The organism is Blastopirellula retiformator (assembly GCF_007859755.1).
In the GTDB taxonomy this organism is placed as follows: domain Bacteria; phylum Planctomycetota; class Planctomycetia; order Pirellulales; family Pirellulaceae; genus Blastopirellula; species Blastopirellula retiformator.
On the sequence record NZ_SJPF01000001.1, the window covers coordinates 608,294 to 632,199 of the forward strand.

24 protein-coding genes are annotated in these 23,906 nt (G+C 58.9%); 16 read left to right on the plus strand and 8 right to left on the minus strand.

Annotated features, from left to right (window positions below; genetic code table 11):
* The first annotated feature begins 243 nt into the window (after positions 1 to 243).
* The 3 genes from Enr8_RS02545 (at position 244) to Enr8_RS02555 (ending at position 2,878) form a co-directional block, all read left to right on the plus strand.
* The gene (locus tag Enr8_RS02545) at positions 244 to 585 is read left to right on the plus strand and encodes an FHA domain-containing protein (RefSeq protein WP_146429048.1); all 342 of its coding nucleotides are present in this window, start codon (positions 244 to 246) and stop codon (positions 583 to 585) included.
* A gap of 216 nt (positions 586 to 801) precedes the next feature.
* Positions 802 to 1,974, plus strand: coding sequence for a hypothetical protein (locus Enr8_RS02550; RefSeq protein ID WP_146429049.1), 1,173 nt, complete (start codon positions 802 to 804; stop codon positions 1,972 to 1,974).
* A 55-nt stretch (positions 1,975 to 2,029) separates the two neighbouring features.
* A complete protein-coding gene (locus Enr8_RS02555; protein ID WP_146429050.1) occupies positions 2,030 to 2,878 on the plus strand; it encodes an FkbM family methyltransferase in 849 nt (282 codons plus the stop codon).
* Here the strand turns inward: Enr8_RS02555 and Enr8_RS02560 are convergent.
* Positions 2,859 to 3,719 carry a sulfotransferase family 2 domain-containing protein gene (locus tag Enr8_RS02560; RefSeq protein ID WP_315851746.1) on the minus strand — a complete coding sequence of 287 codons (861 nt, stop codon included), beginning with the start codon at positions 3,717 to 3,719 and terminating at the stop codon, positions 2,859 to 2,861. The genes Enr8_RS02555 and Enr8_RS02560 overlap by 20 nt on opposite strands.
* On the opposite strand from Enr8_RS02560, the gene Enr8_RS02565 reads away from it, so the two are divergent.
* Positions 3,713 to 5,656 (plus strand): thioredoxin domain-containing protein, encoded by a 1,944-nt coding sequence (locus tag Enr8_RS02565; protein WP_146429052.1) that lies wholly within the window; start codon positions 3,713 to 3,715, stop codon positions 5,654 to 5,656. The two genes, Enr8_RS02560 and Enr8_RS02565, sit on opposite strands and share 7 nt — an antisense overlap.
* A 3-nt stretch (positions 5,657 to 5,659) precedes the next feature.
* Here the strand turns inward: Enr8_RS02565 and Enr8_RS02570 are convergent, their stop codons facing one another.
* Positions 5,660 to 6,649 carry an ABC transporter substrate-binding protein gene (locus Enr8_RS02570; protein WP_146429053.1) on the minus strand — a complete coding sequence of 330 codons (990 nt, stop codon included), beginning with the start codon at positions 6,647 to 6,649 and terminating at the stop codon, positions 5,660 to 5,662.
* Between the two features lie 108 nt (positions 6,650 to 6,757).
* Entirely contained in the window at positions 6,758 to 7,414 is a 657-nt protein-coding gene (locus Enr8_RS02575) for a phosphatidylglycerophosphatase and protein-tyrosine phosphatase 1 family protein (RefSeq protein WP_246119919.1), read from the minus strand.
* Positions 7,415 to 7,505: 91 nt separating this feature from the next.
* On the opposite strand from Enr8_RS02575, the gene Enr8_RS02580 reads away from it, so the two are divergent.
* From Enr8_RS02580 to Enr8_RS02590, 3 genes are all read left to right on the plus strand, one after another.
* A complete protein-coding gene (locus tag Enr8_RS02580; protein ID WP_146429054.1) occupies positions 7,506 to 9,026 on the plus strand; it encodes a family 16 glycoside hydrolase in 1,521 nt (506 codons plus the stop codon).
* 42 nt (positions 9,027 to 9,068) lie between these two features.
* Positions 9,069 to 9,932: a ThuA domain-containing protein gene (locus Enr8_RS02585; RefSeq protein ID WP_146429055.1), complete on the plus strand. Its 864-nt coding sequence runs from the start codon at positions 9,069 to 9,071 to the stop codon at positions 9,930 to 9,932.
* A gap of 222 nt (positions 9,933 to 10,154) precedes the next feature.
* Complete coding sequence (locus tag Enr8_RS02590) at positions 10,155 to 10,850, plus strand: DUF2293 domain-containing protein (protein WP_146429056.1); 696 nt, start codon at positions 10,155 to 10,157, stop codon at positions 10,848 to 10,850.
* On the opposite strand, the gene epmB is transcribed toward Enr8_RS02590, so the two are convergent.
* Positions 10,840 to 11,880 carry an EF-P beta-lysylation protein EpmB gene (gene epmB / locus Enr8_RS02595; RefSeq protein WP_146429057.1) on the minus strand — a complete coding sequence of 347 codons (1,041 nt, stop codon included), beginning with the start codon at positions 11,878 to 11,880 and terminating at the stop codon, positions 10,840 to 10,842. The genes Enr8_RS02590 and epmB overlap by 11 nt on opposite strands.
* Before the next feature lie 200 nt (positions 11,881 to 12,080).
* On the opposite strand from epmB, the gene efp reads away from it, so the two are divergent.
* Together efp and Enr8_RS02605 are read left to right on the plus strand one after the other, a co-directional pair.
* Complete coding sequence (gene efp, locus Enr8_RS02600) at positions 12,081 to 12,647, plus strand: elongation factor P (protein ID WP_146429058.1); 567 nt, start codon at positions 12,081 to 12,083, stop codon at positions 12,645 to 12,647.
* A 100-nt stretch (positions 12,648 to 12,747) separates the two neighbouring features.
* Complete coding sequence (locus Enr8_RS02605; RefSeq protein ID WP_146429059.1) at positions 12,748 to 13,524, plus strand: DUF3050 domain-containing protein; 777 nt, start codon at positions 12,748 to 12,750, stop codon at positions 13,522 to 13,524.
* Between the two features lie 102 nt (positions 13,525 to 13,626).
* Here the strand turns inward: Enr8_RS02605 and Enr8_RS02610 are convergent, their stop codons facing one another.
* Positions 13,627 to 13,905, minus strand: coding sequence for a hypothetical protein (locus Enr8_RS02610; protein WP_146429060.1), 279 nt, complete (start codon positions 13,903 to 13,905; stop codon positions 13,627 to 13,629).
* A 98-nt stretch (positions 13,906 to 14,003) separates the two neighbouring features.
* Between Enr8_RS02610 and Enr8_RS02615 the strand changes: the two genes are divergently transcribed.
* The 4 genes from Enr8_RS02615 (at position 14,004) to Enr8_RS02630 (ending at position 17,320) form a co-directional block, all read left to right on the plus strand.
* Positions 14,004 to 15,224: a LysM peptidoglycan-binding domain-containing protein gene (locus tag Enr8_RS02615; protein ID WP_146429061.1), complete on the plus strand. Its 1,221-nt coding sequence runs from the start codon at positions 14,004 to 14,006 to the stop codon at positions 15,222 to 15,224.
* A gap of 22 nt (positions 15,225 to 15,246) precedes the next feature.
* Positions 15,247 to 15,993, plus strand: a complete 747-nt coding sequence (locus Enr8_RS02620; protein ID WP_146429062.1) for a potassium channel family protein — start codon at positions 15,247 to 15,249, stop codon at positions 15,991 to 15,993.
* Between the two features lie 93 nt (positions 15,994 to 16,086).
* Positions 16,087 to 16,947 carry a glycosyltransferase gene (locus tag Enr8_RS02625; protein WP_146429063.1) on the plus strand — a complete coding sequence of 287 codons (861 nt, stop codon included), beginning with the start codon at positions 16,087 to 16,089 and terminating at the stop codon, positions 16,945 to 16,947.
* Positions 16,948 to 16,972: 25 nt separating this feature from the next.
* On the plus strand, positions 16,973 to 17,320 hold the full coding sequence (locus Enr8_RS02630) for a tRNA-binding protein (protein WP_146429064.1): 348 nt from the start codon (positions 16,973 to 16,975) through the stop codon (positions 17,318 to 17,320).
* 164 nt (positions 17,321 to 17,484) lie between these two features.
* On the opposite strand, the gene Enr8_RS02635 is transcribed toward Enr8_RS02630, so the two are convergent.
* The 3 genes from Enr8_RS02635 to Enr8_RS25695 form a co-directional block, all read right to left on the minus strand.
* Positions 17,485 to 18,171 (minus strand): MOSC domain-containing protein, encoded by a 687-nt coding sequence (locus Enr8_RS02635; protein WP_146429065.1) that lies wholly within the window; start codon positions 18,169 to 18,171, stop codon positions 17,485 to 17,487.
* 21 nt (positions 18,172 to 18,192) lie between these two features.
* Positions 18,193 to 19,404, minus strand: coding sequence for a DUF6807 domain-containing protein (locus Enr8_RS02640; protein ID WP_186767397.1), 1,212 nt, complete (start codon positions 19,402 to 19,404; stop codon positions 18,193 to 18,195).
* A gap of 117 nt (positions 19,405 to 19,521) precedes the next feature.
* Entirely contained in the window at positions 19,522 to 19,773 is a 252-nt protein-coding gene (locus Enr8_RS25695; protein WP_222434783.1) for a hypothetical protein, read from the minus strand.
* A 67-nt stretch (positions 19,774 to 19,840) separates the two neighbouring features.
* On the opposite strand from Enr8_RS25695, the gene Enr8_RS02645 reads away from it, so the two are divergent.
* From Enr8_RS02645 to Enr8_RS02655, 3 genes are all read left to right on the plus strand, one after another.
* Positions 19,841 to 20,998: a DUF1559 family PulG-like putative transporter gene (locus Enr8_RS02645; protein ID WP_146429067.1), complete on the plus strand. Its 1,158-nt coding sequence runs from the start codon at positions 19,841 to 19,843 to the stop codon at positions 20,996 to 20,998.
* Positions 20,999 to 21,270: 272 nt separating this feature from the next.
* Positions 21,271 to 22,578, plus strand: a complete 1,308-nt coding sequence (locus Enr8_RS02650; protein WP_146429068.1) for a type II secretion system protein — start codon at positions 21,271 to 21,273, stop codon at positions 22,576 to 22,578.
* Between the two features lie 100 nt (positions 22,579 to 22,678).
* Positions 22,679 to 23,893, plus strand: coding sequence for a DUF1573 domain-containing protein (locus Enr8_RS02655; protein ID WP_146429069.1), 1,215 nt, complete (start codon positions 22,679 to 22,681; stop codon positions 23,891 to 23,893).
* Positions 23,894 to 23,906 lie beyond the last annotated feature (13 nt).

Sequence of the window (23,906 nt, forward strand, 5' to 3'; positions counted from 1 at the left end):
CCCTCCCTCTAGGCCACCGGAGTCCGCCAAAGGTTCGTTTCCTGAGAATTATGCGGAAATGCGTAACGTCTGGCCCAGATTTTGCATAGAAATTTCATCCCCACCTCGTCGAATTCTCCCTCACGTAGGGCAGACTATCTTCTACGGCTTGGCCCAACAAGCGAACAATCCTCGCCCGGGCTGCGTCTAGAAGATTGCGAAGACAGGAAGTCATCGATGTTTTCGTGCGGAATTTAAGAAGCCATGATCGCAACCAACAAACAATTCACTCTAACCGCCGCCGCTTCCAGGAAGGCCCATGTCCTTCGTCTGGAAGTAATTGGCGGCGAACTCGACTCGCAAGAGATGTCGCTGGCGTTGCCGGCGCGCATCGGCCGCGGAGATAGCGCTAGCTTGCAACTGAAGCACCCGCTGGTCGCCGAAGAGCATTGCGACATTCTGGTTCGTGGCGACGAGATCCTGGTCCGCGACCTTGGTTCGGAGAACGGCACGTTCGTCAATCGCGATCGTATCGATCTGGCCCAATGGGCGCCCGGCCAACTGCTGACCATCGGCGACGTCACCTTCCGCGCGATCGTCGACTAACGACGCTCAAATTATCAGCAATCGCAAGACGCGGCGCCTGAGGCGACCGCGTGTTTTTCTTTGCGCACCCGGTGCTGGCGCCGGGGATTGCTCTTGCGGCGGTTTTCGAAATTTTGGAGACTCTCCGGCACACTTTCTCCCGGCGCAAAATCGGCCGCTGCGCGGGTACGCGAAGGCGAAGCGGTCGCCCCAGCTTTCCTTGTAAGGATGATTTCGATGAATCCTGCGACTATCGGCAAACGGATTGACCGACTCTTTTCCCTAAAAGGCTTCTTCTCTGGTAAACCCAGCCAACCTTCCCCTTATGCCGAGCGTTTCGATCTGACCGACCATGGAATCGTCTTGCCCGATCTGGCCGACTTCCCGGAATGCCGCGAGATCAAGCAGGTTCCTTCGCTCCCTCAAGAGGACGCTCTTACGGCTCCGCTGGCCGCCGCGCTGAACAACTGCGACGTCAAGGCTTTCGAGTCGAGTCTTGTGGCGCTGCAGTCGGCGCTGATCGGACTCGACGCTTTTAACGCCAACGAAATGACGATTCTGCAAGCGCAGATAAAGAACATTCGGGGCATGGGCGTTAGCTACATCAAACACAAAGCACAACGCCAGGCGACGACGCGCGACGATTTGCCGACGACGCCCGCCTATCAATCGCTGGTCGCCGACGGCGTGTACGCCAGCCAAGTCAACACAAGCGAAATCCAAGCTCACCTGCAAGCGTCGATCGACGAGCTGATCGCCCAGCAGCCGCCTGAGCTTTGCGATCCCAGTCAGGGCTATGACCGCTCACGGATGATTTTTCCGGAAGAAGACGCCGTGCTATTTGAAGAATTGCACAAAGCGTTTCGGCCCGGCGGTCTACTGCCGGCGGCGACCAAGTATCACCGGGTTCCTGATCTTGACTTCAAGCACGCCTGCCTCCACATCTGTGCACCGACCGATACGCACTACACGCAGACGCTGCAGGACTGCCAGACGACCAGCCGACTGGTCGGCTTGCACTACGATCCCAAACCGGTCATGAAGATCATTCTGTACCTGAATGACGTGACTCCGGACGCCGGCCCATTCAGCTTCCTACCGACCAGCCATCGCTGGCGTTTCAGTGAGTTGGAAATGGTGATTGCGAAAGGGAACAGCACCGGCAACTACCTGAATACGCCTGAACATCGCCGCGTCGCGTTGTCTTTCCCCCAGATCTTGCGCAAGAACGCGATCCTTGGTCGGATGGTTCCCGATGGATCCGCACTGAGCGAGAAGTTGCTGCAAGCTGAGAAGCATTACACGTCCGACTTTGCGAATTGCATGCTCTTTGACGCAGGACACGGCTTCCACCGAGGCGGCATCTGCAAGTCAGGCTTGCGAGTCAACCTGCAAATCGCCCTGAAATAAGCCTGCCTACCTACGCGAACCACTTCGCCACCAAGTTTAGCTGGAGTACCTATCGATGGCCCACACCGCCAATCCGTCTACGATCAAACGCGTTTTCCGTTGGTTCAGCGGCAACAAAGGGGCGGCTCCTCAAGCTGAGGAAGCGGTCCCGCAAGTCGAGGAAGGGGTTAACATCTCTGAACGCGCGCTGAAGATTCGCCATTTCAAAATGGACGTCTACGAGAAATTGGCGGCAACGACGATTCTCAGCCAACTGCCGCCGCTGCTGGACGGCGCCAAGAACGCGATCGACGTCGGCGGAAACGTTGGGCACATCGCCTATTTTCTGGCTCAACACAGCAAACACGTTTACACCTTCGAGGCGGTGCAAGTCGTTTACGAACGCCTGAAGAACGTCTCGCAGCTTGCTGACAACATCACCGTTCAGCATTTGGCGATTTCCGACTTTTGCGGCGAAGCCGACTTCTTCGTCGATCACGAGCGGCTCTCGAACTCCGGCCTTCACGACGTCAGCGGCGTGAATACCTCATTCAAGCCGTCCACGACGTTTCGCTCGACCAAGACTCCGGTCAGGTCGATCGACTCGCTGGGCATCGAAGATGTCGGCTTCATCAAAGTCGATGTCGAAGGTTCGGAATTGGACGTGCTGCGCGGTGCCGAAGCGACGCTCGAGAAATACTCCCCCGACTTGCTGCTGGAAATCTATGAACCGTTCAGCAAATACCCTGTAGCCGATTTGTTCCGCTTTGGATTCGAACGCGGATACGACTGCTACCACTACGACAACAGCAGCGAATCAGGGTCGCTCGTTCGCGTGACCGACGAGATGGATGGCGTCCGTGCGGTGCAAGAACGCCACCATCTGCATGATGCCGATTTCCTCTTTACGAAAAAGAGTATTTAAGAACGTCGAGGTCTTCGGCGAAGTACTTTTCAATGTGAGCCCGGGTCGACGCGGTATAATACGACTTATACTGCGACGAATCCTTGGCGCTCACGTTGAACTTATCGAGTTCGATCCGCGGCATGCGAAGCGTCTCCAGCGTTTCCATGATCTCTTGATCATAATTGCGGACGTCGATCACGCGATCGCACACGATAGCGCCGGCTTCGTCTTTGATCCAATCCAATTGCGACATCTTCGTCAGGACGCGATCCGACACGTTTTGGGTCGTCAGCAGCCAGGCCTCAAAGCCCTTTTTCAACAGAGCCTTGTCTTCTGGGCTATTGCGGGGAACGCCGTTGGTCGTGGCGTCAATTTTCCGTAGCCGATGCTGGTAGAGCGAAACCATCCGTTCAAAGGGATTGCGTACCACGCAAAACTTGAAGTAGTTCTGGTAGTCGATCGGCACCGCATGTCGATCGCATAGACTCTTAATCATTTGATAGGTGAAGTGGTTTCCAAGCGCCGGATCTCGCTCGTAGCCCAGTTCCGCATTGAGCTCTTCAAATCCCAGCAGAAAGTCTGGGGCAACCTTTTTCCGGTAGTTCATGATCAACGTACTTCCGGCGTTCTTCGGTACGTGAACAAAAATGAACTGGTGTGTGTTGGAGTAAACAGCCATATCTAAAAACCTAGAGCCAGTTTTTTGGGAAAATACCTGGGGGATAATTGAATAAATGGGAGTTTCTGTCAATTCCAATCGCCTCCCCCAGCTAGCGCAACTCATCAAAATTCGCTTCCCAGCCGAGCCCGTGATACGATCGAAGGCCCAATCCGAACTCGCCGAGAAGCCCAATGCCATCCATCCTTCGACACCTCTCACTGTTGTCGCTACTACTGATCTCCTCTCCCCTTGCTGCGCAAGAACCGGGCGATTCGCCTAAGCGCCACGCCAATCACCTGGCCGGCGAGACGAGCCCCTACTTGCTTGCCCATGCCCACAACCCCGTTGATTGGCGCCCCTGGGGCGAAGAGGCGCTCGCCCTGGCGAAGCAGGAGAACAAGCCGATCTTCCTGTCGATTGGCTACTCGAGCTGCCACTGGTGCCACGTGATGGAGCACGAGAGCTTTAGCGATGAGGAGATCGCCAAGCTGCTGAACGAGAACTTCGTCTGCATCAAAGTCGATCGCGAGGAACGCCCCGACATCGATCACGTCTACATGACCGCCGTGCAGATCCTCTCCCGCGGCGCCGGGGGTTGGCCGCTATCGGCCTTTCTGACGCCGGAAGGCAAGCCGTTCTATGGCGGCACGTACTGGCCGGCGCGCGATGGCGACCGCGAGATGCCGGTCGGCTTTCTGACCGTCATCAGCCGGATCGCTAAGCTGTGGGACGAGCGAGAAGCCGACCTGCGCACCAGCGCCGACGGACTGACCAACTTGATCAAAGAGGCCCTGCGTCCGCGGGTAGCGCTGCAGCCAATGCAGCTGGACGCCAAGCTGCTGGCGACCACTGACGCGGCGATTGCCGAATCGTTTGACGCCGAACATGGCGGCTTCAACTTCTCGGCCGATGATGCCAACCAGCCGAAATTTCCGGAGCCTGCGACGCTGCAGTATCTGCTTGCCCGCGCTCAGAACGGTTCGGCCGAAGCGGAGAAGCTGCTGACCGTTACCCTCGATGGGATCGCGGCCGGCGGCATTCGTGATCACATCGGCGGCGGCCTGCATCGGTATAGCGTCGATCGCTTTTGGCGAATTCCACACTTCGAGAAGATGTTGTACGACAACGCCCAACTGGCGTCGCTCTACGCCGAAGCGTATCAACTGACCGGCAAGCCGCACTACCGCCGCGTCGCCGAAGAGACGTGCGACTTCGTCCTGCGCGAACTGACCGGACCGCAGGGAGAGTTCTACTCGTCCATCGACGCCGATAGCGAAGGGGTAGAAGGCAAATACTATCGATGGTCGCAACAAGAGCTACAGGACCTGCTCGACCCGGCCGAGTTGAAACTTGCCAAACAAGTCTACGGGCTCGGCGGCACGCCCAACTTTGAAGAACACTACTTCGTGCCGCAGCTCCAGGCGCCGATCGCCGAACTGCCGCAGAACTTAAGGCTGACCCCGGCTGAGTTTGAGTCTCGCCTCCAAGCGCTGCGTGAAAAGTTGTTGGCCAGGCGTGGCCAGCGCGTGCGGCCGGCGACCGATACCAAGGCGCTGACCGAATGGAACGGGCTGATGATCGCCGGCTTGGCCGACGCCGGGCGAATCTTCAAGCGGCCTGACTACATCGCGGCGGCCGAGCGGAACGCAGACTTCCTGTTGGCGAACGCCAAATCGCCCGAGGGGCATCTGCTCCGCAGTTATAAAGATGGCCAGGCGAAGATCACCGCCTACGTCAACGACTACGCAATGTTGATCGACGGTTTGCTCGCGCTGCACGAAGCGACCGGCGAGCAGAAGCGGCTCGACCAGGCGGCCCGGCTACAGGCGGAGCAGACCGAGCGATTTGGCGACACGCGACTCGGCGGCTATTGCTTTACCGCGGAGAACGCGGAAGAGGTGATCGTGCGGGGGAAGATCCCGAACGACGACGCCATCCCCAGCGGCAACTCGGTCGCCGCCGGCAACTTGCTCTACCTAGCCGACAAGCTAGAAGACGCCGCGCTGCGTGAGCAAGCGATCGCCACGATCCGCAGCGGCCAGACGTTGCTAGAACTGGCCCCAGCAGCCGCGCCCCGTTTGCTGGTCGCGGCCGAGCAGGTGATTCGCCAGAGCGATGCTCCCGACAACGACTAACCGCTATGGCTGGGTCGCCAAGGCGAAGACGTCGACGGCGAAACAGTCATCGGGCTTGACTTGCCCCTCTTTGGTCATGCCGACCTCTTCCATCTGCTGCATCAGTTCGGTCCAGCGAGCCAGCGTCATTCGGCCGAACTGATCGTCGGTGGTCGGCAGCGCCAAGCCTTCGATCTCCTGGGCGCCAAACTGCAGCGCTGCGACATCCAATTCAGGATTGAGCGTCGAGATTTCATCGTTGGTATCGTGGGGATGATCCAGGTAGTGCTTCCATCCTTTGATGCAGGCCCGCGTCATCTTCACGCCCAGATCTCGCTCGGCATCCAACAGATCGTCGCTGGTGATCAGGATGCTGGTGTAAGGATTAAAGCCAAGTTCATGGATCATCAACGAACGCGTCGCCACTCCCTTCTCTCTTGCGATATAGGGTTCGCTAAAGACGTAGCCTTGCTGCGCCATGTTCGGATCACCCAGGAACTGGGTCATGTTGCCGTTGTACGGGACGATGCGAACGTCCTTTAGCGGCAGCTTCTTCTGCAGGTAGATGGCGAAGGTACGTCCCGAGTTCATCGCCAGCGTGCAGTTTTCAAGATCCTTCCAATCCTTGATCGGGGACTGCTCGTGCACCAACACGCAACGCGGACTCTTTTCCATCGACGACATCAGCGCCACGACGTTGGCCATCTGCGATCGGCCCAGGATTACCTGATCGGCGTTGGCGACGGCGAACTCAACATTCCCTTGAGCGACCTGCGGAATCACCGGCACGCCGGGGCCGCCGGGGATGATCTCGACGTCGAGCCCTTCGTCGGCGAAGAAGCCTTGCTGCTGGGCGGCATAAAAACCGCCATGCTCCGCTTCGGGAAACCAGTTCAGCGCCAGGCGAACCTTCCGCAGAGCAGGTCCATCGTCGTCAGGCGGCTGATCGGCGTTCTGGGGGGCTCCGCATCCAATCAGGGTCAGCAGCGACACGATCGCGATTAGGCGCAACATAGCGACTCCTCGGAAGTCAAAAGGGGAATCCGACGTCACGTTATCGTAGCTTTTTGGATCGACTTGGCGAGCCGGATCGAACGATTTTGGCGAGTTGTCGGCTGACGATTACTCGGATGAGTCGGGCTGCTCGGGCGACTCCGACTCAGCGGGGGCCGCCTGATCGGCAGATTCGGCCAAACGCTTCTTTTCGTTCAGCCACCATTGGTAGAACTGCTCGACCACCGGGCGGCGATAAACGCTCTTTAAGATCTGGCGCCGCTTGCTCTTCAAAAAGAGCTGGGCCTCGGTTGGCGTCATGTCCTTCGCTTTGATCAGCCAGCAGATGACGATCGTCGCGCTGCGGGCTCTACCGGCCTTGCAGTGAATGTACACCTGCTTTCCGGCGGCGACCTGCTGATCGATGAATTCGACCCCGCGCCGGACGTCTTCCAGGCTGGGCGGGACGAAGTCGATGGTCGGCAGATGGAGCTGCTCGACGCCCGATTTGGAGTAGGTCCCGACCGGCCCGGCGAACTCCTGGCAGGTGTTCACCACGGCGGTCACCCCGGCGGCGATGATTTCTTCGACGATTTTATCGGTCGGCAACGCCCCGATCAAAACGTGCTCATCGATCCGATCCCACCACCGCCAGCGGCGGAAGATGTGAATCATTGACCAATTAAAGAGCAAGGATGGGTAGAAAGCGACCGCGGCGAACGAACGGCTGAGGGGGCGACGCATGCGGCGGGCCGGGGGCGGATCTGGCTTAGTTTCTCCTGTCATAAAGTTCGATTATCATGGTTGAGGTTGCATAGTGGCAACCCATCCCCCATCCCACCTTTCCTGCCCCGCCCTTCTGTGAGGTAATCTGCTAATGAAACGCCCCTTCGCTCTCCTCCTTCTGCTGATCGCAGCGCCGGCCGTCTGGGCCGCCGACGACGCTTCGGCCGAGGTCAAACCGCCGCAGGGATTTAAGGCCCTGTTCAATGGTAAAGATCTAACCGGTTGGAAAGGCCTGGTCGCCAGTCCGCCCAAGCGAGCGGCGATGTCCGCCGAAGAACTCGCCGCCGAGCAAAAGAAGGCCGACGCCAGCATGAATGAGCATTGGTCGGTCGAAGATGGCGTGCTGGTCTACGACGGCAAGGGGCAAAGCCTCTGCACCGCCAAAGACTACGCCGATTTCGAGATGTACGTCGACTGGAAGATTCTGTCCGACGGCGACAGCGGCATCTACGTGCGGGGATCGCCTCAGATCCAGATCTGGGATCCGGCGCACTGGAAGGTCGGCTCCGGCGGTCTCTACAACAACAAAGAGCATCAATCGGCCCCGACGATTATCGCCGACAATCCGATCGGCGAGTGGAACACCTTCTACATCAAGATGGTGGGCGATCGCGTCACCGTGAAGCTCAACGGCAAGACGGTGACCGACAACGTCGTGCTCGAAAACTACTGGGAACGGGACAAGCCGATCTACCCGACCGGTCAGATCGAACTGCAACACCATGGCAACCGCCTGGAGTTCAAGAACATCTACATTCGCGAGTTGGTCTCGCCTGACCAGCTGAAGAAGATGGAAGAAGCGGCGCCTGCCAAAGCGACCGCGACTCCGAAGAAGGACCAGAACGTGCTGGTCTTTCTCCGCCACGCCGGCTTCCGTCATAGCTCGATCCCCGTTGGGGGGCGAGCCGTGCAGATCATCGGCGACAAGAACGGCGCCTACAGCTCGGTGATCACCGACGACCTGACCGACCTGTGGCCGGAGAACCTGACAAGGTATGACGCCGTCGTCATGGTCAACACGACCGGCGAGTGGATCAAGCCGCGGGCCGAAGACCTGCAGCAGATCGAAGCCAAGTATGGCGAGAAGCTTTCGGCCGCAGACGCGGAGGCGAAACTGAAGAAGAGCTTGCTCAACTTCGTCTCCAGCGGCAAAGGCCTGGTTGGTTTTCACGCCGCCAGCGACGCGAACTACCAATGGCCGGAATTCGGCGAAATGGTCGGCGGCTACTTCAACGCCCATCCGTGGCACGAAAAGGTAGGCGTGAAGGTCGACAGTCCCCAGCATCCGCTGATGGCGGCCTTTGGCGGAAAAGACTTCACGATCGTCGACGAGATCTACCAGTTCCGCGATCCTTACTCGCGCAAGGCGCTGCACGTGCTGCTGTCGCTGGATGTCGAGAAGACCAACATGGACAAGAAGAACATCAAACGCGACGACGGCGACTTCGCCGTATCCTGGGTTCGCAGTTGGGGAGACGGTCGCGTCTTCTACAGCTCGCTCGGCCATCGCGAAGAAATTTATTGGAACCCGCAAATGCTGGCGTTCTATCTCGACGGCATTCAGTTCGCCCTGGGCGATCTCGACGCCGACACCACTCCTAGCGCCAACTAACCCACCCCCAACACCATCATCGCCCCCACAGGAGACTCGACTATGTCTCGCTTGAAAACCTATCTGCCCGTTTGGGCCGTCGTCGCGGCGCTCGCGATTTGCACTTCGGCCTTCGCCGAAGACGCGCCGAAAAAGCTGAAAGGCCTGCTGATCACCGGCGGCTGCTGCCATGATTATCCGCACCAGGTGAAGATCATCACCGAGGGACTCAGCCAACGTCTAAACATCGAGTGGGACGTCGTGCTGACGGGTAGCGGCAAAGACATCAAAGTGCCGGTCTACGAGAACCACGACTGGATCAAGCCGTACGACGTCGTCGTGCACAACGAATGCTACGGCGACGTGAAAGACGTCAAGTTCGTCGAAGGTATCGTCAAAGCTCACACCGAGACCGGCGTTCCGGCGGTGGTTATTCACTGCTCGATGCACAGCTATCGCCATGCCGACACCGACGAGTGGCGCAAGCTGCTGGGAGTCACTTCCCGCAGTCACGAAAGCCATCATCCGATCGACGTCGTCAACCTGCAGCCCGATCACCCGGTCATGGCCGGCTTCCCGGAACTTTGGAAACGTCCGGTCGCAGAACTCTACAAGATCGAAAAGCAATGGCCCGAGATGAAGCCGCTGGCCCAGGCCTACGGCAAAGACACCGACAAGAACCATAGCGTCATCTGGACCAACCAGTTTGGCAAAGCGAAGGTCTTCGGCACCACGCTCGGTCACCACAACGAAACGATGCTGACCGACGAATGGCTCGGCGTCGTCTCGCGCGGCACATTGTGGACGCTCGACTTGCTCAACGACGATGGCACGCCGAAAGATGGCTACGCCGGAACCGGCATCGCCAAGATCGACCTGACCAAGCCGAACCCGGACGCCGGCAAATCGCCGAAACCGGCCAAGTAGTCGTTATCTGCTCACCTAAGCCGCCGTCTTCGGACCGCGGCTTTTTGTCTGCCTTGAACCTTCATGCCTCGGCGAATCATTCGAGCTGAATTGCAATTCGCACTGCTGGACAAGCCGGCAGTGGCACGCCTGAAACGGAGTCTGCCCTTTGCGCGAGCGTGAAACTGCGTATCATCGAATGCCGTCGATTTCGTCTCTTTCCGTTGTGCGTCAAAGAATCCTGTGCCGCAGCATACTCGTATCGTTTCGCCTGGTCCGGCTCCCAATACCGTTCGCACGGAAGAGGGGAAAGTGCTCACCGCTCCCTCCGACTGGACCTTGCTGCCTCCGGGCGACGCAGGCCTGACGCGGCGGGTCAAATCGGCCGGGCCGACCTGGACGATCAAAGAGAAAAAGGGACGCCGGATGTTCTCGCGCGGCGTGCTAGCCCCAGCGGCGACGATCGCTGCCGAGAAAGCGCGGCTTGAACAAGAGCGCTCGACCGACGCCTACGCCAAACGTCAAGCCGCCAGCGCTGCGCGACGAGACAAGCAGCAAGGCGAATACGTCGAGGACTTTCGGGGCGCCGTGCTGCAGTTCCTTCGCTTCGACAGCGGGCACTCAGCGATCGCTGGTCGTTTGGCCGATGCGGTCACCACGCACGCCACGCCGGTCGGCAGCGGCACGGTCGCTCGAACGAAGCGGATCCCGATCGAGCAGCGAGCCGAGTCGGCGGTGATTGCCTGGATGCGACACCAGACGACCGCTTACGACCACATGAAGATCGCCCGGATCAAAGGGAAACGGCGCGAAGTGCGGCGGATGCTGGCCGAAGAATCGCGCCGCCTGCTGAAGAAATACCGCCGCGGCGAAGCGGACAATCTGGCGAGTTGCCCGTTGGCGCGAGCGCTGACCAGCGCTGCGCAAGCTAAGCAATGATCGTCTTGTTCGGCTCGCCAGCGATTTCTTCGACATACCGCGGCACGGCATAGCCGGGCAAGCGAGTCCGCAACTGACGAATCAGTTCCGTTCCCCGCTCACGCGAAACTTCAAAGTGGGCGGCGCCTTTCACACGATCGAGCTGATGCAGGTAGTACGGCTGCACCCGGTGGTCGGTCAGCCGCTCTGACAATTCGGCCAGCACGTCAACGTCGTCGTTGATCCCGGCCAACAAGACCGCCTGGTTTAGAACCATGACGCCGGCCTGACTGAGCCGCTCAATCGCCGCCAAGACGGGGCGCTCGAGTTCACGCGGGTGATTGGCATGGATAACGACGATCGCGGTCAGGCGAGTCCCCGTAAGCCAGGCGAGCAGTTCCTCGTTGATCCGCTGCGGAATCATGATCGGCAGGCGTGAATGAACACGGATCCTCCGCAGGTGGGGAATCGCCGCCAATTGCTCGGCCAGCTGCGCGAGCGTCGCATCGGCCAGCGTCAGCGGGTCCCCGCCAGAGAGTAAAACTTCATAAATTGATTCGTCTGCCGCCAGCGCCTCGACCGCCTCCCGCCACGCTGCGACGCCGCTGGGGACCTCCGTGTAAGGAAAATGGCGGCGAAAACAGTAGCGGCAATGGACGGCACACGCCCCGGTGGTGACCAACAAGGCCCGGCCGGCGTACTTTTGCAGCAGTCCCGGGGTCAGCGTCGCCGCCTCGTCGCCAACCGGATCATCCGTAAACCCTTGTGGCGAATCAAGTTCCCGCAATACCGGCAGCGTCTGCAGCAGCAGCGGATCGTGCGGATCCCCCGGCGTCATCTTGGCGACAAACTCACGCGGAACGAACAGCGGAAAGTCGGCCGCAGCGGCAACGGCGGCTTCGACGCACGCAGGCGGAAGCTGGAGCAGGCGGCAAAGTTCGGCCGGATCGCGGATCGCCTGTTTCATGGCCGTTTGCCATCGGTCAGGCTGCCGAATTTCGTTGGCCGAAGCGGTGCGGACAGGATCGCCGGTGGGAGTTACAATACGCATTTTCGTATTCTATCAGCCAGACATCTAAGTTGGGCCGGGGGAAAACCTCAGCGGCCCGGCGAGATCGGCCGGCTTTGAAAGAGACACGATCCCCGGCCTACCTTGCGGCCGGTGAATAGGCGAGACGATCGTTCCCACATGTCGGCCGCCCCCCGGATAAATCGCCCCCGGAGCGTCCTAGTTTACAGCGAGACCTTAAAGTGCAGTACGGTACCAGCGACTTCAAAAAAGGCTTGAAAGTCCAGATCGACGGCGAACCTTACCTGATGACCGAATGCAATTTCGTGAAGCCGGGTAAAGGAAACGCGCTTTACAAATGTCGCCTGCGGAATCTGATTCGCGGCACTTCGCTCGACCGCACCTATCGCGGCGGCGAATCGCTCGAATCGGCCGACGTGACCGAAACCGATTGCCAGTTCCTGTACGGCCAGGGAGACACCTTCGTCTTCATGGACAACAAGACGTTCGAGCAATGGGAACTGAGCAAAGAGCAGATCGACGACGCTTGGAAGTATCTGAAAGACGGCATGCAGTGCATGGCGACTTTGTACAACGAGTTCCCGATCTCGATCAGCGCTCCGATTCACGTTGAGCTGGAAGTGACCTACTGCGAACCGGGCGTTCGCGGTGATACGGCGACTAACGTCTCGAAGCCGGCGACGGTCGAAACGGGCGCCGAAATCCTGGTCCCGGCGTTCGTCAACATGAATGACGTCATCCGCATCGACACGCGTACCGGCGACTATGTCGAACGCGTGAAGAAGTAAGCGACGCGAATTCTCGCTCGTAAATTCAGGGCGTCCCGCCGACTTGTTCGCGGGACGCTACGCCCCGCGGCTCACTCCCCTTTCCTTGGGTAACGCTCAGATGACCGAATCGTCCGATTCTCGAATCGCCAAGATCGAAGCGGCGCTGCAGCCGCGCCGCGAAGCGCTGCTGACGCATCCGGTTTACGAGCAACTGACCGACGTCGACGCGCTGCGGCTGTTTATGGAGCGGCATGTCTTCGCCGTGTGGGACTTCATGTCGCTGCTCAAATCGCTGCAGCGAGAAACGACCTGCGTCGATATTCCCTGGACGCCGAAGGCCGACGGCGCCAGTTGCCGCCTGATCAACGAAATCGTCCTGGGCGAAGAGTGCGACGAAGATGGCAAAGGAGGCTACTGGAGCCACTTTGAGCTCTATCTCGACGCGATGCGCGAAGTAGGCGCCAACGTCGAACCGATCGAGACGTTCATCCACATGGTCGCCGACGGCATCGACGTCGTCTCGGCCGGGCTCCACGCGGCGTTGCCGCCGTCAGTCGATCAGTTCCTGGCGCAGACCTTCCAACTGATCGATTCGCGCAATCCGGCGGTAATCGCGGCTGGGTTCACCTTCGGGCGCGAGGACCTGCTGCCGAGCGTCTTTCAGAAGCTAGTTGAACGGATCAACGAACAATCGCACGGCAAGGCGGACCGTTTTCTGTACTACCTACATCGTCACATCGAAATCGATGGGGACGAGCATGGCCCGCTCTCGCGGCGACTGTTGGCCAACTTGTGCGGCGATGATGACGCCAAGTGGCAAGCCGCCCAACATGCGGCCGAAATGGCCCTGGAAGCCCGGATCGAACTCTGGAATGGAATGGTTTCGGGGCACTGACTCACCCCCGCTAGCACCGCTCGGAATCGCTCTGGCCCACTTTTCGTCGATCGGCTACGATGGGCGACCCTAGCCCGATTTCGGCAAAAAAGTCGGCGTCGGCTAGAACCCAAAGAAGAGTGAGAGGATCACCGCGATCACGCCCAGCAATCCCAGAGCGACCCACAGGAAGCTCCGATCGCTCCAAGGCGAATTACGGTGGATCAGATACTCGCCGCAGTGTGGACAAACGTCGGCGTCTTCATAGACTTCGCCGCCGCACTGGGGACAGTGATCAAGATAGTCGTCTGGATCGTCGCTCGGCAAATCGTCGTCGGTCCAGGCTTCGTCATCGACGAAGGATTCGTCGTCATCAGGATCATCTTCGTCCCAGCGGCTCACGATAATACCTCACTATCTTTGGTCGGCGACAAGGCGTCGCCTGCTTGAGTCGTTTTTCAGAAATCAGAGAGTGCGATTTCGTCAGGGAGGACGAAAACGTGGAAACCATCAAAACCGCATGCATGGTGATCGTCTTGATGGCGGTCGCTTACGGCGTCTACCACCATCTTAACCAGCCGGAAGAAACCGCGCCGAAGCTGGAAATCGAAGGCCTGACCGGCGGCGACGTGGCGCCTTCGTTCCCTGGCTCTTCTTCACCTGGCGGTTCGCTGGCTCCTTCCTTCTCGGCCACCGCCGGAGCTTCGCTCGGTTCGCAAGAATCGGCGCCCCCGCTGGGAACTCCCTCGGCAGGATCGCCCCCTTCGGCACACTCGATGTCGGCCGCACCCACGTTTGATGCGATTCCCGATCATCAGCACGAACCCAAGCGGCAAACCCCGTTGATCGAAGCCGAACCGGTTGGACAGTCCGGCATGGCCAATTCGACGGCTCCGACGCAACCTGCGAGCATGTCGTCTTACAGCGCTTCCCCCTATGACGGCGGCGGCTCGAAGTATGGCGAGTCTTCGTACAACGCGGTCGCCAGCGACAGCACCGGCTACCGAAACGCCGCGGCCTATGGCGGCATGGAAGCGCAACCCGCTTCGGCCAATATGCGGCCCAACTTTGAATCCGACTGGAACATGGCGCAAACGCAACTGGCGCAAGACCAGTGGGTCGAAGCGCTGCGGACATTGACCCCCTGGCGAGGTCGCGCCGAACTGACCACCGAACAAACCGAAAAGCTGAACCTGCTCATCAGCCAACTTGCCGGCAGCGTCGTCTACTCGACCGACCATCTGCTGGCCGAACCGTATGTCGTTCAGCGCGGCGAAACGCTGCAGGAAATCGCCGCCAAATATCAGGTCCCAGCAATCTTGTTGCAGCGGATCAACGGCATCTCTAACCCCGAACTGATTGCGGCCGGCGAACGCCTGAAAGTGATGCAAGGTCCTTTCAACGCCAACATTAGCCTGGCCAGTCGCGAACTGACCCTGTCGGTCGAAGGCTGCTTCGCCGGCCGGTTTCCGGTGACGGTTCTCGATCCGGCTACGGTTCAGCCGGGCGAACATCAGGTCATCCGCAAAGAAGATCCGTCCGATCGATACAACGCTCAGGCCGGCGGCAGCTTTGGCGAAAACGCCGTCTATCTCGACGGCGGCGTCGCACTGCATGGTCAGTCGAGCGGACCCAGCGGCTCGATACAGTTGAGTCCACGTGATGCGGAAGATCTGTTCGGCATCTTGTCAGTCGGCTCGAAAGTGACGATTCGCCGATAACCAAAAATCCCCTCGCTTCCCTATGCCCACAGCGGAACCATGGCAGACGCCCGAGACTTGGCGACAATGGATGATCCAGCATCGCCATGCCGTCACGCTGGTCGCCCTGGTTTTGTTGATGGGAGGCGAAACGCTGCGTCCCGATTCAACCGGCAGCGGCTGGATCTCGGACTTGCTGCTATCGATCGTGATCCTGGCGTCGACCTACGACGTGCTAATTCGCCATCGCCGATTTGTGCTGGTCGTGATGACCGCCGTGCCGACGTTCAGCATGATCTGGGTAATTCGTTGCCTGGATGAGTTCGGTTCCCGCGAATCGAACGTTGGCCTGTTCGTCGTACGCGATGTACTGATGATCGGCTTCCTTTCGTATGTGGTCTTCTTGATCGGCAGAGACGTCTTTCGCGCTCACCGAGTCACCACCGACCAGATACTCGGGGGAGTCAGCGTTTACTTGTTGCTGGGTTTGATTTGGGCGCTCGCTTATCTGATCGTCGTCATGCTCGATCCGGCGGCGATCGACTTTCCCGTCGAGAGCGATCAGCTTCCGGGACGCCGCACCGCCACGTTGATTTATTTCAGCTTTACCACCTTAACGACGCTCGGCCTGGGAGACGTAGTTCCCGTTTCCAGTCTCGCCAGAACGCTCACCTGGAGCGAAAGCGTGACCGGACAATTGTATATCGCCGTAACGATGGCCAAACTCGTTGGATTAAGGCTGGCGAATCTCACCCAATCGCAGGGAAAAGAGGAGCGTAAACCGCATTAAGTCGGTGTTGATCTTGACTCAATTCGTCCGTTTTTCGTATCACTTGCCTGTTCGACTTTGCGCTGGGGCAATCACTAGCACGCGACCAAGTTCATGCCGTTTCCTGAAATCGCAGTTATTATTTCGACGTATCAGCGTCCACAGCACCTTCGCCGCTCGCTTGAGTCGCTGGCGATGCAGCGCTGTGGCGCCGATCTCTTTGAGGTCATCGTGACCGACGATGGTTCGCACGATCAATCCGAAGAGGTTGTGGCGCGCTTCGCCCAGAGCGTCGATTTTTCGGTCGCATTTACCACGCACCCGCACAATGGATTTCAGCTGGCCAAGTGCCGCAACGAAGGGGTCGCCGCCAGCCGAGCGCCGTACATCATCTTTCTGGACGGCGATCTAATTTGCCCCAACGACTTTGTCGCCAAACACCTCCACAACCGTCGTCGCCAAATCGCGATGGTCGGCGATTCGATCTGGATGAATCAGCAAGTTTCGGAATCGATTGGCGTCGACGAAATCCGCCAAGGCGATTTCCGCGCTTGGGCGACTGAAGAAGAAGAACGACGAATGCGCTGGAAGGCGCTGCGGGCTTCGATCTATAGCCGCCTGGGACTGCCCGATCGCCCGCGCATGAAAGGGGGCAACATCGCTCTCTGGCGCAGCGACTATGAAACGATCAACGGCTACGATCAAGACTTCGTCGGTTGGGGGCTGGAAGACAGCGACCTGCAGCGACGTTTGTATCAAGCAGGCGTTCGTTTTCGCTCCAGCATGCGTTGGACGCGCACGCATCACATGTGGCATGCCCGCGATCCCTCGTACGTCGCCAAAGCGAGCGGCACCGACAACGAGAAACTGATGCGGGCCAATCGACCAACGCGTTGCGCCAACGGACTCAACCAGCGTCACGACATGAAGGTCCGCTATTTTGACGGACCGTCGGCGGCTCGCCGCGCCGCCTAGCGGCACTTGTCGATTTGGTAACCGGATGAGCAACTCTCCCACCATCGCTTTCGCCGACCTGACCAAGATCGATATCCGGGTCGGGCGCATCGTGTCGGCTGCCCCTTTTCCGGAAGGGAAAAGCTCGACGCATATCTTGCAGATCGACTTCGGCGAAGAACTAGGCGTCAAGAAATCGCTCGCTCGCCTGGCGCCGAACTACGGATTCGAAACTCTGGTCGATCGCCAAATCTTGGCGGTCGTCAACTTAGCGCCGCGACAGATCGGCAATCATCGCTCAGAAGTGTTGACGCTCGGGCTCAATGACGCCAACGGGAACGTGGTCCTGATTGTTCCGGATACCGCAGTACCCAGCGGCAATCGACTCTACTAGCACGAACGCGGCTAACAGTCCGTCGATTTTCTCGACGGACTGCGTGATCGCACGGATGCGATCCCAAAATAACGACGTAAGTCGTTATTTTGGGAGCCGCGAAGCGCTATGCTCTGAGCCTGGCGAGGTTGAAAAATGCCACGAGGGCATTTTTCAACCGGCGGCTAAGATCCTTTGTCGACCCGCTTGCGAAATTCGCCTCGCCAAGCCTCGGCAAGCAAGGGGCTCTCCGCCAGAACTGCGGCATCGGCCAGATTCTTTCGATCGTGATAGAAGAGCTGATTCAGCCGCGCGATCGTCCAGTCGTGCGCCGGACGCTCGATCAATTGCAGAGCATCGCCCACCTGCAGCGTTCCCTGCTGCAGGACGCGAACGTACCATCCCATCCGCCCTGTCTTTACCGCCAGCGCGGTCAACTCTTTCAGTCTCCATCGGCGGCCCAGCTTCCAGCAAGGCTGACGGGGCTGCGACACTTGCAACACCGCGGTACCGACCTGGTAAACGTCGCCGAGACAAACCGACGCTTCCTGCAGGTGGGAGACCGACAGGTTCTCGCCAAACGCGCCGTCGCCAAACTTGGCCGTATTGACCTTGCCGCCAAGTTCTTCTCGCCACACCGGATAGTGCGCCGAAGCGTACATCAAGATCGCCTTGTCGCGACCGCCATGATTGACCAGGTCGGCAACGCCATCTCCCACGATTCCTTCCCAGTCGACTTCGACTGGCTCGCGCGTCGGCTGCTTGAAAAAACCGGTTGTCCACGCGCGGTCCATCGGATCTTCGGCATCTGCGCTGCCATATTCCTGGGGCAGACCGATTTGCACCTGCAGCAGCGTCGCCACGTCACTCATCGCAAGATCCTATTCGCACAACTACGGCGTTTCTTTGAGCGTCAGCGGATTGGCGAAGCTTCGCCAGATCGCTTCAACCTTCTGCCGGTCGACCGGGCCATCGTGCGGGACCGCCAGATAGCGCGAACGATAGGTCGACTTCGAATCAATCTCAAACCCCCCTTCGACCTGCGGGCTGAAGCTGAAGTACGGTTTATCGGGATGCAGCCGAACCGGCTGTGGAAAGCGAAAGTTTTCAGGACTGTCCATGACCGTGATTCCAGCCAGCGGCGTCTTCTCGGCCGGCCCAAACATCTCGACCCAGCGCGGACGCGAATGATTGCCTGCCAGACGATCCTTCCCTTCGCTGGTCAGAAATCCGGCCTGCGGCGTTTGGTACCACTTTCGGCTACCGCGGAAGGCCATGCCGCCATAATGATACTGGCGAATTTTCAGCGGCTCTTCTCCGGCCGCCTGCTGAACCGACTCGATCTCTAGCAGAAACGGGTCGGCCGACGCATAGGCCCGCACCGACCAGGTCTCGTAGAGAACATCGATCGGCTTTCCGCTCGTCAGGTCGACATGCGCCAGTTCGACGTCGAATCCGCCGACAATCGGTCCTGAGAAGGTTCGCAACAGCCGGCGATGCTCGACCCGCCCCTGCTTCTTGAAGCTGTTCCAGAAATCGACCTTCCGCCCGGCGAAGGTCGTGTCTGTCCAGGCGAACATCGCGCCATGCTGATGCATATGGTCCGGCGGAAAGTCGTCGGTCACGATCTTGCCCAGCGGCGTACGAACCGGATGCAGGAAGCCGCTCCGTCCATATTCCGGCTGGCTGGCGTCAGGAGACGGCAATAGCCCCAGATGGTAGCGAAGCAGTTCCTTCCCGCCGATCTGCACCACCAGTTGATCCAGCCGCCGCTCGACGACGACGGCGTCCGGCAGCGTCTTCTGCGGGTCAGCCAAAACCGTCACCTCCCCGCCCGAGGGGATCTTCTTTGCGAGCCGCAGAAAGTATCGCCCCCGCTGGTGGTTCTCGCGGTTCGGTACAAACTGAAAATCGACGTTCCCTTGGCGTCCCGAGCGAACCGCGTCGTCTTGGCCAGCCGGCCAGTCGACTTCCCGCGTCGCTGAGAACCCAGAGATCGCGGTGTTGCCCTGGTTTTCTAGGACTTGCGGCTGCTGACCCGACGCGGATGCGACCAGCAGCAGAACGACCGCCGGCGCTGATTTCCACCTTCCGCAAACCGTCACGACGGGTCCACTCCAAGAATTCTCCAGAATTTTTCCGATCGAGCGAACCATCGCCATTCTTTCCACGTAATTCGAGTACCGCCGGACATGATGACACCCGGCGGTGTGTGCTGACAGCTAAAGACCGTTAGATGTTTGCCTGGGTTCTTGCTCGGTCCGCTCCGGATTGCTTGGTTTTCTCGATAACCAATCAATTCGGAGCGGCATCGGCGTTTCGAATCTCTCCGATTTCCCGAGTATTCTCTCCATCTTACCGAGGATGAAGCTTTTCTTCGCCTTCCCGCGGAGATTATGTGCGCCCTTCTTCTCAACAAGAACATCGGCGCTAAATCTTTTCTTCATTTTTTCGGGTGACAATGCGGCTTTCATAACCCGACTAGCCGCACGGCTGGTAGGTCTGCTGCAACTCTAAACCGCGCAAACCCCCGAGAATTGCATGCGATTTCATTTCCCTCGCCCTGGCTTCACGCTGGTGGAACTGCTGGTCGTCATCGCGATTATTGGCATCCTGGCTGGGCTGATCTTGCCGGCCGTGGGAGCTGCCCGCAGTGCGGCCCGCAGCGCTGAGTGCAAGAACAACTTGCGTCAGTTTGGCGTCGGCCTGCAGGCCTATTCGTCTCAGCGCAAGAGTGGCGAGTTTTGCTCTGGGGCCTTCAACTGGCAGCGCGATGGCTCGGTCACCGATGTGGGCTGGGTCGCGGACCTGGTTAATCGCAACATCCCGGTCGGCACGATGCTCTGCCCCAGCAACCCGGCAACCGCTTCGCAAACGTACGACGATCTTCCCGATCTGACCTACGCTGACTTTGGCGCTTCAAGCTGTACGACCGGCACGCCGGGCTGCAGCAACTTCTGCGGCTCGTCCGACAAAACCCTGCCGGACGGTTCGGTGCAGGTCAATCCTTGCAAGGCGATGTTGCAGGGAACGGTTTCAGATCGCCAAGCCTTCGTTCGCGAAGAGATCTACAACAAGTTCTACAACACGAACTTCACCGCCAGTTGGTTTCTCGTTCGCTCTTCGATGTCGGTCGAACCGGACGGCAACCTGAAGACGACTTGCGGCTCTGGCATCTATCAGAAAGGCGCCGGCAAAGGGCCGCTAACGCAAAGCCGAATCGACTCTGGCGTCGCGGCGGCGAACCTGGTTCCGTTTGTTGGCGACGGCCTGGGCGCCGGGCTGCTCGACTATCCGCTGGAAAGCGACGGCGGTAACCCGTTGCTCGTTCAGGCGATGACCGGCGGTCCTCGCATTTACAGCACCGCCGGCACAGCCGCTGGGGCACTTGCCAGCCCCGCCGTGTTGGCGACGCCGGCCATGGTCAGCGGCGGCCCGAAGTCGGCCTGGTGGGGCGCCTTCAACAACAACACGATCCAAGACTATCGCCAATTCGGCGCGGTCCACAGCAGCTACGCCAACGTTCTGATGGCGGACGGCAGCGTCACTTCCTACTACGATCCGAGCGGCGACTCGATGCTCAACAACGGGTTCCCCGCCAACGCCGGCTCGGACATTCAATTCAACAGCAACGAGGTTGAGGTCGACAGCACGTTGATCTACAGCCGCTGGGACTTAAACCCCAATACATTCCGTTAGAACGCCGGATTTTCTAGGCAGCGGCGACATTAACGAGATTCGATTACGGCGTTCATCAAACCTTGATCACGCCTCTGGATAATGGACTCAGCTTTAGAAAGGAGATTTGAGCCGGAGAAGGGAAAGTCTGATATCGGGCGACTTTCCCAGAGTCATCACAGCACATGTAAAAAAAGGCCGACGCGTCCCCTGGAGAGAAACGCGTCAGCCCCCCAAAGCGTCTAACAACACTTTAGTTACAGCAATTTTTGCAAGAACCCTGGAGATTTGCAATGAAGAAACGTGGTTTCACGTTGATCGAACTGCTGGTGGTCGTCGCGATCATCGGTATTCTGGCTGCCCTGCTGCTGCCGGCCCTGTCGCGTGCTCGCGAAGCGGCTCGCAACGCCCAGTGCAAGAACAACCTGCGTCAATTCGGTATCGCTTTCAGCGCTCAGGCCGACCGTGGTCGCACCAAGAAGCTGGTTAGCGGCGCCTACGACTGGGGCCGTGACGGTTGCCCGGACACCACCGGTTGGGTCGCTGACGTCGTCAACTCGGGCAGCGGTTCGCCGGCTGACCAGATGTGTCCCACCAGCCCGCTTCGCGCTCTGGAAAAGCTGAACGACCTCCTCGGTGATGGTAAGTCCAGCAATATCACCTCGGATGTCACCCAAGGTAACACGACTTTCTTCTCGGGCGCCTGCTCGGCCTTCACCGGCGCGGTCCCGTACCAGGTTGTCGCTCACCCCTACGCCGATCCGACCTCTCGTGGCCGTACGATTCAGCAGTACGTGCTGGAAGAGTTCATCAAGGCTGGCGTCAACACCAACTACGCGCAGAGCTGGTTCGCTGCTCGTGAACGCCTCCGCGTCACGAACAACGACGGCGTTATCGCTTTCGATGCCGATGCCTCCAGTGCCAAGACCACCTTCGGCGACAAAGCTGGCGCCTACCAAGGTCTGACCCTTCGCGTCGTTGAAGCCTCGCCGATTCCGTCTTCGGCCATTCCGCTGCTGGGCGACGCCGCCCCGGGCGACTCGAACGAAGCGATCATGAAGTCGGACGTCGATAGCGACCTTGGCCTCGTCACCGGCGCCCGTTTGGCTGAGTCGTTCAATGACGGTCCGGCCTACTTCGATACTACGAACGGTCGCATTCGTTTGATCGAAAAAGAAACGGGTCTCCTGAACCTCTTCACCGACACCGACCCCTCGACCTCGTTGCCGATCTTCGCCAATGACTTTGTCCCGAACCTGGACACCGCCTCGGCGGACGTCAGTAACACGACGATGGGTGGTAGCGACAGCCTTATGTGGTTGCAGGACACTCGCGACTGGTTCGCGTGGCACGCTGGTGGTGGTAAGCCGAGCTGCAACATCCTGATGGCGGACGCTTCGGTCATCGAAGTGAACGACCTGGATGTCGATGGCTTCCTGAACCCGGGCTTCCCGGTCGACACCATGGCCGTCACCAAGAGCGTGGACGAACGTAAGTCGACCATCGGTTTCACGACCAGCACGGTCGAATTCGATCCGGGCAGCTGCTACAACGGCCCCTCGATCGACAGCCAAGCCATCAGCAAGGGTAAGTTCGAGTAAGCTTGACCTTTGTTGATACCGGCTCAATTCCCGATTTCGGCCTTGGGGGCGACCGTTTCGCCCCCAAGGTTTTTCCTTTTTTTGGCGTTTGACCTTCCGTATGAATAAGCTCCCCTTGCTCGCCTCGGTTGCTCTCATTCTTGGCCTCGTCTGCTGGTTCTACATGGGAGAGGCTCAGCAAACGACGCCAGTTTCGTTGACCAGCAGCGTTCCCCAATCCCCTACCGATTCCCCTTCCCCGAAAGAAGACGCGCAGGCGACCAAGTCGCCCGCTTCCCCCGCCCCGCCGCAACCGCAACCGAAGGTTTCGATCGAACAGGACACGTTCAATTTTGGCGCGATGGAGCGTTTCGAAGAATCATCGCACGTCTTCGTTATCAAGAATGAAGGAGACGCCCCACTGCAACTAACGATCGGCTCTTCCAGTTGCAGTTGCACCATCGCCAATCGCGAGTCGGATGAAGCGATCCCGCCTGGCGGATCGACCGAGATTAAGTTGGACTGGGAGATCAAGTTTAAGTCAGGACCGTTCCGCCAATCGGCCTCGATCTTGACGAACGATCCTGATCGTCCGCAGTTTGACCTGGTCGTCGAAGGGGTTATCGCCTCGTATGTCGCCGCCTATCCTGAAAAGCTCATCATTTCGTCGATTCCGCTTGGCAACTCCGAGCGGCATGACGTCATCATCTACTCGATGATTTGGAGCGACTTCGACAAATTGGAAGTCTCCAGCGATTACCCCGACGCCCTCGTTTCGGTCGTTGGAGTCGAGCCGGTCGACGTCAAGTCGCTGGGGATCGAACGAGCGACCGCCGCGCGGCGCGTCACGTTCGAGGTTTCCGACAAGATGCCTAAGGGAGGGTTTTCGCTCCCGTTTGAAATCTACGCGACCGCTCCCGAGAACGAAACATCGAAACGGAAAGAGGAACGCGATTACATCAACGTGTCGGGCAAGGTCGTCGGCCCTTTCCGGATCATCTCCGACGCGATCGATATTCACGGCGTCATCGAACTCGGCAAATTTCAGCAGGAGGATGGCAAGGTGTTGCCGATGTCCTTCCATGTCCGCAATAAGCGGAAGAACGTCGAAGTTCTAGAAGTCGAAGCTCACCCGGCGTTCGTCACCGCAACGCTGGAGCCGCACTCGCAACAAGGAAGGGAAAAGGGGATTTATACGCTAACCATTACAGTTCCGCCCGACTCCCCGGAGGGAGATTTCCTTGCTCCCAACTATGGATGGATCAAAATTAAGACAAATCATCCACGCATTGATACGATGAAGTTTCGTTTGGATTTTTCAGTGATGAGCGAATAAGTCCTGCCGACTT

Excerpts from the sequence above, each read along its gene's own strand:
- Enr8_RS02605 (WP_146429059.1), top strand. The coding sequence starts at position 12,748 with ATGACCGAATCGTCCGATTCTCGAATCGCCAAGATCGAAGCGGCGCTG.
- Enr8_RS02580 (WP_146429054.1), top strand. The coding sequence starts at position 7,506 with ATGAAACGCCCCTTCGCTCTCCTCCTTCTGCTGATCGCAGCGCCGGCC.
- Enr8_RS25695 (WP_222434783.1), bottom strand. The coding sequence starts at position 19,773 with ATGAAAGCCGCATTGTCACCCGAAAAAATGAAGAAAAGATTTAGCGCC.
- Enr8_RS02630 (WP_146429064.1), top strand. The coding sequence starts at position 16,973 with ATGAGCAACTCTCCCACCATCGCTTTCGCCGACCTGACCAAGATCGAT.
- Enr8_RS02560 (WP_315851746.1), bottom strand. The coding sequence starts at position 3,719 with ATGGCATTGGGCTTCTCGGCGAGTTCGGATTGGGCCTTCGATCGTATC.
- Enr8_RS02645 (WP_146429067.1), top strand. The coding sequence starts at position 19,841 with ATGCGATTTCATTTCCCTCGCCCTGGCTTCACGCTGGTGGAACTGCTG.
- Enr8_RS02575 (WP_246119919.1), bottom strand. The coding sequence starts at position 7,414 with ATGACAGGAGAAACTAAGCCAGATCCGCCCCCGGCCCGCCGCATGCGT.
- epmB (WP_146429057.1), bottom strand. The coding sequence starts at position 11,880 with ATGCGTATTGTAACTCCCACCGGCGATCCTGTCCGCACCGCTTCGGCC.
- Enr8_RS02585 (WP_146429055.1), top strand. The coding sequence starts at position 9,069 with ATGTCTCGCTTGAAAACCTATCTGCCCGTTTGGGCCGTCGTCGCGGCG.
- Enr8_RS02550 (WP_146429049.1), top strand. The coding sequence starts at position 802 with ATGAATCCTGCGACTATCGGCAAACGGATTGACCGACTCTTTTCCCTA.
- Enr8_RS02570 (WP_146429053.1), bottom strand. The coding sequence starts at position 6,649 with ATGTTGCGCCTAATCGCGATCGTGTCGCTGCTGACCCTGATTGGATGC.
- Enr8_RS02555 (WP_146429050.1), top strand. The coding sequence starts at position 2,030 with ATGGCCCACACCGCCAATCCGTCTACGATCAAACGCGTTTTCCGTTGG.
- Enr8_RS02635 (WP_146429065.1), bottom strand. The coding sequence starts at position 18,171 with ATGAGTGACGTGGCGACGCTGCTGCAGGTGCAAATCGGTCTGCCCCAG.
- Enr8_RS02655 (WP_146429069.1), top strand. The coding sequence starts at position 22,679 with ATGAATAAGCTCCCCTTGCTCGCCTCGGTTGCTCTCATTCTTGGCCTC.
- Enr8_RS02620 (WP_146429062.1), top strand. The coding sequence starts at position 15,247 with ATGCCCACAGCGGAACCATGGCAGACGCCCGAGACTTGGCGACAATGG.
- Enr8_RS02625 (WP_146429063.1), top strand. The coding sequence starts at position 16,087 with ATGCCGTTTCCTGAAATCGCAGTTATTATTTCGACGTATCAGCGTCCA.
- Enr8_RS02565 (WP_146429052.1), top strand. The coding sequence starts at position 3,713 with ATGCCATCCATCCTTCGACACCTCTCACTGTTGTCGCTACTACTGATC.
- Enr8_RS02650 (WP_146429068.1), top strand. The coding sequence starts at position 21,271 with ATGAAGAAACGTGGTTTCACGTTGATCGAACTGCTGGTGGTCGTCGCG.
- Enr8_RS02545 (WP_146429048.1), top strand. The coding sequence starts at position 244 with ATGATCGCAACCAACAAACAATTCACTCTAACCGCCGCCGCTTCCAGG.